This is a genomic window from Aneurinibacillus sp. UBA3580, from assembly GCF_002375825.1.
Lineage (GTDB): Bacteria > Bacillota > Bacilli > Aneurinibacillales > Aneurinibacillaceae > Aneurinibacillus > Aneurinibacillus danicus.
On the sequence record NZ_DFMZ01000136.1, the window covers coordinates 29,908 to 37,566 of the forward strand.

At 48.3% G+C, this 7,659-nt stretch carries 7 protein-coding genes; all 7 read left to right on the forward strand.

Annotated features, from left to right (window positions below; all coding sequences use genetic code 11):
• Positions 1–145 precede the first annotated feature (145 nt).
• The 7 genes from nikA to B2899_RS18035 all read left to right on the forward strand — a co-directional run bounded on the left by nikA (position 146) and on the right by B2899_RS18035 (position 7,595).
• On the forward strand, positions 146–1,738 hold the full coding sequence (gene nikA, locus B2899_RS18005) for a nickel ABC transporter substrate-binding protein (protein WP_286887556.1): 1,593 nt from the start codon (positions 146–148) through the stop codon (positions 1,736–1,738).
• A gap of 4 nt (positions 1,739–1,742) precedes the next feature.
• Entirely contained in the window at positions 1,743–2,684 is a 942-nt protein-coding gene (gene nikB, locus B2899_RS18010; protein WP_371863585.1) for a nickel ABC transporter permease, read from the forward strand.
• Positions 2,685–2,686: 2 nt separating this feature from the next.
• The gene (nikC, locus tag B2899_RS18015; RefSeq protein ID WP_286887563.1) at positions 2,687–3,550 is read left to right on the forward strand and encodes a nickel transporter permease; all 864 of its coding nucleotides are present in this window, start codon (positions 2,687–2,689) and stop codon (positions 3,548–3,550) included.
• A gap of 24 nt (positions 3,551–3,574) precedes the next feature.
• Positions 3,575–4,528, forward strand: coding sequence for an ATP-binding cassette domain-containing protein (locus tag B2899_RS18020; protein ID WP_174760629.1), 954 nt, complete (start codon positions 3,575–3,577; stop codon positions 4,526–4,528).
• Positions 4,525–5,304, forward strand: a complete 780-nt coding sequence (locus B2899_RS18025; RefSeq protein WP_246147425.1) for an ABC transporter ATP-binding protein — start codon at positions 4,525–4,527, stop codon at positions 5,302–5,304. The genes B2899_RS18020 and B2899_RS18025 overlap by 4 nt, the downstream gene beginning before the upstream one ends.
• Before the next feature lie 4 nt (positions 5,305–5,308).
• Positions 5,309–6,175 carry a DMT family transporter gene (locus tag B2899_RS18030; protein ID WP_286887559.1) on the forward strand — a complete coding sequence of 289 codons (867 nt, stop codon included), beginning with the start codon at positions 5,309–5,311 and terminating at the stop codon, positions 6,173–6,175.
• A 64-nt stretch (positions 6,176–6,239) separates the two neighbouring features.
• On the forward strand, positions 6,240–7,595 hold the full coding sequence (locus B2899_RS18035) for an MATE family efflux transporter (protein WP_307724501.1): 1,356 nt from the start codon (positions 6,240–6,242) through the stop codon (positions 7,593–7,595).
• Positions 7,596–7,659 lie beyond the last annotated feature (64 nt).

Sequence of the window (7,659 nt, forward strand, 5' to 3'; positions counted from 1 at the left end):
GGGATTAATGCCTAAATCTTTTAAGATGTTACTATGTGAAAAATTGATTTTCTTGACAAAAAATAGAACCGATAATAGAATCCAAATAGTAATAATTATTATTTTCGGCATTATAATACGCAGTCAAGAGGAGAGTGGTTTTATCATGTATTTATTCCTGCACAAGAAAATCTGCATGATTGCATTTCTTATTTCGCTTCTGCTGTGTGCGGCGGTTGTAATGTCAGGTTGCAGCCAAAACGAACAAGTAAGTGGTAACAGCAAATCGAATGCTGGCCAACAGCAGGATACAAAGAATAAAAAAGCGACGATTATTTTTAATTTCAAAAGCGGGAGTCTCGATCCGCATAACGGCTTTGCAGCGCTTCAGGCAGGTGTGGTAGAAACGCTTGTTCGTTTGGATGAGAAGCTGGAGATCAAACCATGGCTGGCGACAAAATGGGAGGCCAAAGGCGATCGCACATGGGTGTTTACGATCCGTGACGGTGTAACATTCCAGGACGGAACAAAGGTAGACGCTGCTGCGGTTAAAGCTTCATTCGAACGTGGAATTGCTGCAAGCGATAAATTAGCGAGTGCATTAAAAATCGCTTCGATGAAAGCGGACGGCCAACAATTGACGATTGTGACAAAGGAGCCGCATCCGGCACTGCCATCGGAGCTAGTCAGCCCGTATGCATCCGTGATTAGCGTCGAAGCGGAAAAGAAAATGGGAACGAAAGCGTTCAACAATGCCCCTGTCGGCACAGGTCCGTTCAAAGTGAAGCAGTTTACGCCGAATATTGAAATTTTGCTGGAACGTTACGATGGGTACTGGGATGGCAAGGCGAAATTGAACGAGGTGTCTTTCAAATTCAATGAGGACGGCAACGTAAGGGCGCTGGCATTACAATCCAAAGAAGCGGACATCGTGTATCAGGTTCCGGCCGAAACGGTCGAGGCTATTCAAAAAGACAGCCAGCTTAAAGTGGATTCGGTACCGGGGCTTAGGGTTCACTTCCTGCTGTATAACCATCAGAAGCCTCTGTTTCAAGATGTTAAAGTAAGAAAGGCGATTGATCTGCTGCTCGACCGTGAAAGTATCGCGAATGACATTATGCTTGGGAATGCGACGCCGGCCAATGGTCCGTTTAACACCCGTCTACCATTCGGAAGCAAAGAGCCGATACACAAGTTGAATATAGCCGAGGCGAAGAAGCTGCTGGAGGAAGCCGGGTTTAAAGCGGGAGCTGATGGAAAGCTGACGAAGGATGGCAAACCGCTGACGCTGGAGGTTCTTACATACAAAGGGCGACCGGAACTGCCGCTTATTGCTCAATTGTTGCAGTCAGATGCAGCAAAGGCCGGAGTGACTATGCAGATTAAAATGGTAGAAGATGTGGATACGTATTTGCGTGAGAATAAAGACTGGGACTTGGTGACGTACAGCAACCTGTCCGCGCCGCGTGGCGACGGAGGATTCTATCTGAATTCGGCTTTCATCCCGGGTGGATCGCTGAATCCGACCCATATCAATAATGATAAGGTAAACGAAGTTGTGGCACGATTAAACGCAACTGCCGACATGCAGAAACGGGTACAGTTAACACAGGAAGCGGTCAGTATTATTAACCGGGAGGTCTTCCATTCGTTTGCGGTCTATCCGAATATTATCGTCGGTGTCAACAAAAGAGTCGTCGATTGGAAGCCTGGTGCGACAGAATACTATATAGTTACCAATAAAATGGATGTGAAGTAGCGTGCTGAAGTTGGTCAAAGCACGACTGTTGCAGCTTGTATTCGTATTGTTTCTGTTGTCCCTGTTGACTTTTACGTTAATGAAGCTTGCACCGGGTGATCCGGTGCTGCGTATTTTGGAAGTTGATGAACTGGCGGTTACCCAGGCCGACGAAGCCGCGCTTCGTAAAGAGCTTGGCTTCGATCGGCCATTGCTGGTCCAGTATGGTGAATGGATGCTGAACGTGCTGCAGCTTGATTTCGGAAATTCTTATATTAAAGAGAAGCCGGTTTTGGACGAAATGATCGCGCGACTACCTACCACCATTCAATTAACGGTAGGAGGGCTTGCTGTCATGGTGCTGATTGCTGTTCCGCTTGGTCTGTTGGCCGCTAAATATCCGGGGCGTTGGCCGGATCATCTGAGCCGTTTTCTTGCTCTGCTCGGTGCGTCCATCCCGAGCTTCTGGATGGGGCTACTGCTTATTTATGTGTTTGCTTTTAAACTACAATGGCTGCCGACAATGGGCAAAGGAAGCGCCCAGCATATGATTCTTCCTTCCGTTACCCTCGGTTTTGCGATGGCGGCCGTATATGCCCGCTTGCTCCGTGCCGGGCTGCTGGAAAGCCTGTCGCAGGAATACATCCGCGCGGCGCGGGCGAGAGGCATTGCGGAATGGCGCATTCTATGGAGACATGCATTGCGGGCAGCGCTTCTGCCTGTTGTGACAGTTTTTGGGATGAGCATCGGCAGTTTGCTGGCTGGAACAGTTGTAATTGAGACGCTGTTTTCCTGGCCGGGGCTTGGTAGCATGGCGGTGGAAGCGATCTTTCAGCGGGATTACCCGGTCATTCAGGGCTATGTGCTGCTGACAGGTGTTTTTGTCGTTGTGGTTAATTTGCTGGTTGATTTAAGTTACGGTCTGCTCGATCCCCGGATTCGTTATGGAAAGGGGGAGCTATCGTGAATGTGAATGTTTCTACCGTTTTCCGTCAATCACCGATACGCCGGAATACATGGCGGAGCATGCTGCGCGATCCGATGACGGCACTGGGAACGGGGATATTGGCTATTATTATTCTGCTCACGCTAATCGGTCCATTTATTGTGCCGAACGATTCGTTGGCCGTTAAAATGTCGGAGCGTCTTCAGTCGCCCAGCTGGCAGTATCCGCTTGGCACGGACCATTTGGGAAGATGTATTTTCTCCAGACTGGTTGCGGGTGCTAAGACCACGCTCGGCATTTCGGCCTTTGTCATCATCTCGGTAACGCTGATCGGCATCCCGGTAGGGCTGTTGTCTGGATATGTCGGTGGCCGTGTTGACGCGTTATTGATGAGGGTTGTCGACGGTGTTGGTGCATTGCCTGAATTTATACTGGCTATCGCAATTTCCGGGTTTCTCGGTCCGAGCCTGACGAACCTAATGTTGTCGATCGTATTGGTCAAATGGATTGGGTATGCCCGCGTCGTTAGAAGTATCGTACTGTCCGAGCGGGAGAAGGAATATGTGCTGGCTGCTCGTGTCGCCGGTTGCAGTACGTGGACGGTGCTGTGGCGGCATTTACTTCCGCAAATCATCTCTCCTGTTGTGGTGCTTGCTGCGCTGGACATCGGCAAAATTATATTGATCATTTCTGCGTTGTCGTATCTAGGTTTGGGCGCTCAACCGTCGGCTCCGGAATGGGGAGCGATGCTGAATGATGGGCGGCCTTATTTTCAAACGGTACCTGAATTAATGATTTATCCGGGCGTTGCCATCATGTTGGTTGTCGTTTCCTGTAACCTGATCAGCGACGGACTTCGCCATATTTTGGACGTTCGAAGCAGATGAGGCGCTGCCCGTGGGAGGTGGAATATGTCACAGTTGTTGTTAGAACGCGAGAGAAACAAAGTTTTGCCAAACGGATATGAAACGGGGCAGCCTGTAGCCTCGCTTTCCGCATCCGAATCGGTGCTGCGGTTGGAGAACTTAAAAGTTTATGCACAACAGGGAAAAAGGCGATATATGCTCGTTCATGATAGTAGCTTCTCGATTCGCCGGGGGGAAACACTTGCGCTTGTCGGGGAAAGCGGCAGCGGGAAAAGTGTAACAGCAAGCGCGGTTTTGGGATTGCTGCCGAATTCGCTGCACATTGGCGGGGGACGGATCGTGTTTCAGGGAGAGGATATCCTCCTGTGGCCGGATAAGATGAAACGACGGCTGCGCGGCAAAAAAATAGGATTTGTATTTCAGGATTATCAGGGAAGCTTTACACCGTTTATAAAAGTAGGAAAGCAGCTTGTAGAGACGATTCGCAGTCATTGTGAGTTGTCCTTTAATGAGGCGAAGTCTGTCGCGTTAGAATGGCTTCATCAGGTAGACCTGCCTGCGGAGCGTGTGTTTAACAGTTACCCGTTTCAACTAAGCGGCGGGCAGCGGCAGCGGGCCGCATTGGCCGCTGCCATGATGCTGCAGCCGGAGTTGCTTATCGCCGACGAGCCTACAACAGCGCTTGACGTGCTGACCGGAGAACGGGTGCTTGATGTGCTGACCAGGCTGCAGCGGCAGACCGGCTGCGCCGTACTGATGATCTCGCACGATTTGCGGCATGTTATGAAGCGAGCGGATACCATTGCCGTAATGAAAGACGGGCGCATTGTGGAGATGGAGTCGGCTGAAACGTTACGCCTGCAGGCGCGCCATCCGTATACGCAGATGCTGCTAAAAGCGAGGCCGCTTCTTTCAGAAATTCATAGAGGGTTTGCTATGGAAGCAGAAGCGGCTGAAACAGCACAGTCCACCAGCAGATGGGAGGCGGAATTCACGTGAATGATCTTTTAATAGTCAACCGGCTTTTTAAGACGTATAGAGAGTCCGGTAGTATCGTTTCGGCCGTACAAGACGTATCGCTGCGAATCAGTGAAGGAGAGTGCCTGGGGATCGTCGGGGAGAGCGGCAGTGGTAAGAGTACGCTTACGCGGCTTCTCCTTGCACTCGATCAGCCGGATAGCGGAGAGGTTCTGTTAAACGGCACCTCCCTCTTTGAGCTGAAAGGTCGGGCTTTGCGTGAAACAAGGAAGCATATTCAGGTCGTATTTCAGGACCCAACCTCTTCACTGAACCAGCGATTGCCGATTTGGCGGTCGATTATGGAGCCGCTGGATAACTTCCCGGATGTCAAGCCGTCGTTCCTGGCGGACGTGCGGCATTCCCGAAGAGATACGGCGGCTAAATTGCTGGAAATGGTCGGGCTGCAAGCGGCGCATATGGACCGTTATCCGCATGAGTTAAGCGGCGGGCAGCGGCAGCGTGTTGCCATAGCCCGAGGAATCAGCCTGAGTCCTAAGTTGCTGATTTGCGACGAGCCGACCTCCAGTCTGGATGTGTCAGTACAGACTCAGATTTTGCACCTGTTGAAAAGTATGCAGACAAAGCTCGGCATGGCCTGCCTGTTTATTTCTCATGATATTGCAGCGGTGCGGATCATGAGCGACCGGATCATTGTGATGAAGGCGGGGCGAATTGTGGACCAGTTCGCAAGCGATCAAATGATGAGCGAGGACCGGCACGAATATACGCGGCAGCTGGTCGCCGCGGTCAGTTAGTGAAATGAATCAGAAAAAGTTTTTAGAGGTAAAAATGAAGAATGGAGTTATTCTTGCGATTTTTTCTTCCCTTGTTTTTAGCATTATGAACGCCCTTGTAAAGGCAGTTAGTTTGTCAATTCCTTCAGCTGAGGTTGTGTTTTTTAGGAGCATTATCGGAACCGTCATCATCTATTTCATGATGAGACACAGCAAAGTGGCATTTTCTACGGAAGGAGTCCCTTTACTTGCATTGCGAGGTGTTCTTGGCGCTTGTTATTTACTTGCCTATTTCTATACCATTTCTAAGATACCACTAACAGATGCAAGTATATTAGCACATTTATCCCCCTTTTTCGCCATTATTCTCTCTGCTGTATTTCTAAAGGAGAGAATGTCCAAAAAAGTGCTTTTTTTATTCCCTCTTGTTATTTTAGGCGCAGTTTTACTTGTGAAACCATTTCATTACTCAAGTTACTCCATACATGCGTTCGTTGGTATTCTTAGTGCCTTATTCGCTGCGGGTGCAGCAACCAGTATACGCTATTTAAGTAAAAAGTACCATTCGTACGAAATTGTATTTTATTTCCTGGCGACAGCTGCTATGGTTTCGATTCCGCTTATGTGGAACCATTTTGTGGTGCCAACGCCGCTTGAATTCTTCTACCTTACATGCATTGGGGTTGTTTCTTTGCTTGGACAAGTATTTTTAACGAAAGCATTTACCCATGAGAATGTCGTTGTTGTAGAAGTGACTCGCTATATTGGCATTGTTTTTAATGCTATGTGGGGATTTTTATTCTGGACAGAAGTGCCTGATACGTTAACCGTTGTAGGAGGGATTTTCATCATTACTGCCTGCATAGCTCTATCGAGAAAAAAGCAAAGGTAACGAAGGTTATGTGGTGCCGTTATGGTTATAAAAACAGGAATGGTAGGGGAAAGGAGGGAAAAACGTGCATGAAAAACATATTCGTAATGGTTCACTATCTCATCGTGAGTATTTAGCTTTGGCCATTCCATTAATGATCTCAACGCTTTCTACCCCCTTGCTTGGTGCCGTCGATACAGCGGTAGTAGGAAGATTATCTGATCCGGCATATTTAGGCGGGGTTGCTGTTGGGACGCTGATTTTTAATACGATGTACTGGCTTTTGGGATTTTTGCGGGTGAGCACTTCAGGGTTTAGCGCGCAGGCACATGGAGCGAATGATCCCAGAGAGATGGGATTGGCTTTGTTGCGTCCGGCAATGATTGCGCTGGCAATGGGGCTTGTCTTTATTGTTTTACAGAAGCCAATTAAACAGGCGTCTTTTTGGATGATTGGCGCAGAGCCATCCGTGCTAGAACATGCAGAGTCGTATGTGGATATTCGCATTTGGGGCGCGCCGTTTGCGCTTTTGAATTACACCATTTTAGGCTGGTTAATGGGGATGTCCCGTATAAAAGCGTCCTTACTCTTGCAAATCTCCATGAATGTACTCAATATCGTGCTCGCTATTGTACTCGTATCTTACTTTCATATGAATGTGGCGGGCGTTGCTGTTGCTACGTTGATCGCGGAAGTATCGGCAGCGGGATTAGGAATATGGTTAATCGGGCTTCATTTGCCGCTTCGCCATCTTTTTGTTCGCTGGAAAGACGCCCTTTCTATGCAACCGATGGTGAAAATGATGCGTGTAAATCGTGATTTGTTTATTCGTACCGCTTGTTTATTAGCGGTGTTTAACCTTTTTACGGCGTATGGGGCTTCCTTTGGAAAAGTAACGCTTGCTGCCAATGCGGTACTGCTTCAAATTCATTTTATTATGGCTTATTTTTTGGATGGTTTTGCGAATGCGAGCAGTATTCTGGTCGGGCGCTCCATTGGGGAGAAAAATTATTCTGTTTACAAAAGAACCGTGCGGCTTACGGGAATCTGGGGTGCGGTTGCATCGGTTATATTGTCTGCTGTACTTTATTTCGGAAATGAGTCGATCATTTCGCTGTTTACTACCATTGATGATGTGAAGGAACAAATTATGATGTATGCGTCGTGGGTTTTATTGTTCCCGTTTGCTGCATTCTGGGGATTGCAGCTTTATGGTGTTTTTTCGGGGGCAACGGAAGCTGGACCCGTTCGCAACTCAACGATTTACTCTTTACTTATCTTTCTGCTGGCTACCTGGTTGTTCACCCCATCTTATCACAATCATGGGTTGTGGCTTTCCTTTATTCTTTTCAGTCTGGCGCGCTCATTAACATTATGGATGTATTTGCCAAGGTTGAATCGTATGTTGTTTCCGAACGAAGGAGGTAGTATGGTAGAATAAGATAGTATTCGCAAAAACAACCATGGCAGCCGCAACCCCGACATGAAAATGAGGGGAAGGGCGG

Bases quoted from the DNA above. Each gene is read 5' to 3' on its own strand.
- nikA (WP_286887556.1), top strand. From the start codon at position 146: ATGTATTTATTCCTGCACAAGAAAATCTGCATGATTGCATTTCTTATT.
- B2899_RS18020 (WP_174760629.1), top strand. From the start codon at position 3,575: ATGTCACAGTTGTTGTTAGAACGCGAGAGAAACAAAGTTTTGCCAAAC.
- B2899_RS18030 (WP_286887559.1), top strand. From the start codon at position 5,309: ATGAATCAGAAAAAGTTTTTAGAGGTAAAAATGAAGAATGGAGTTATT.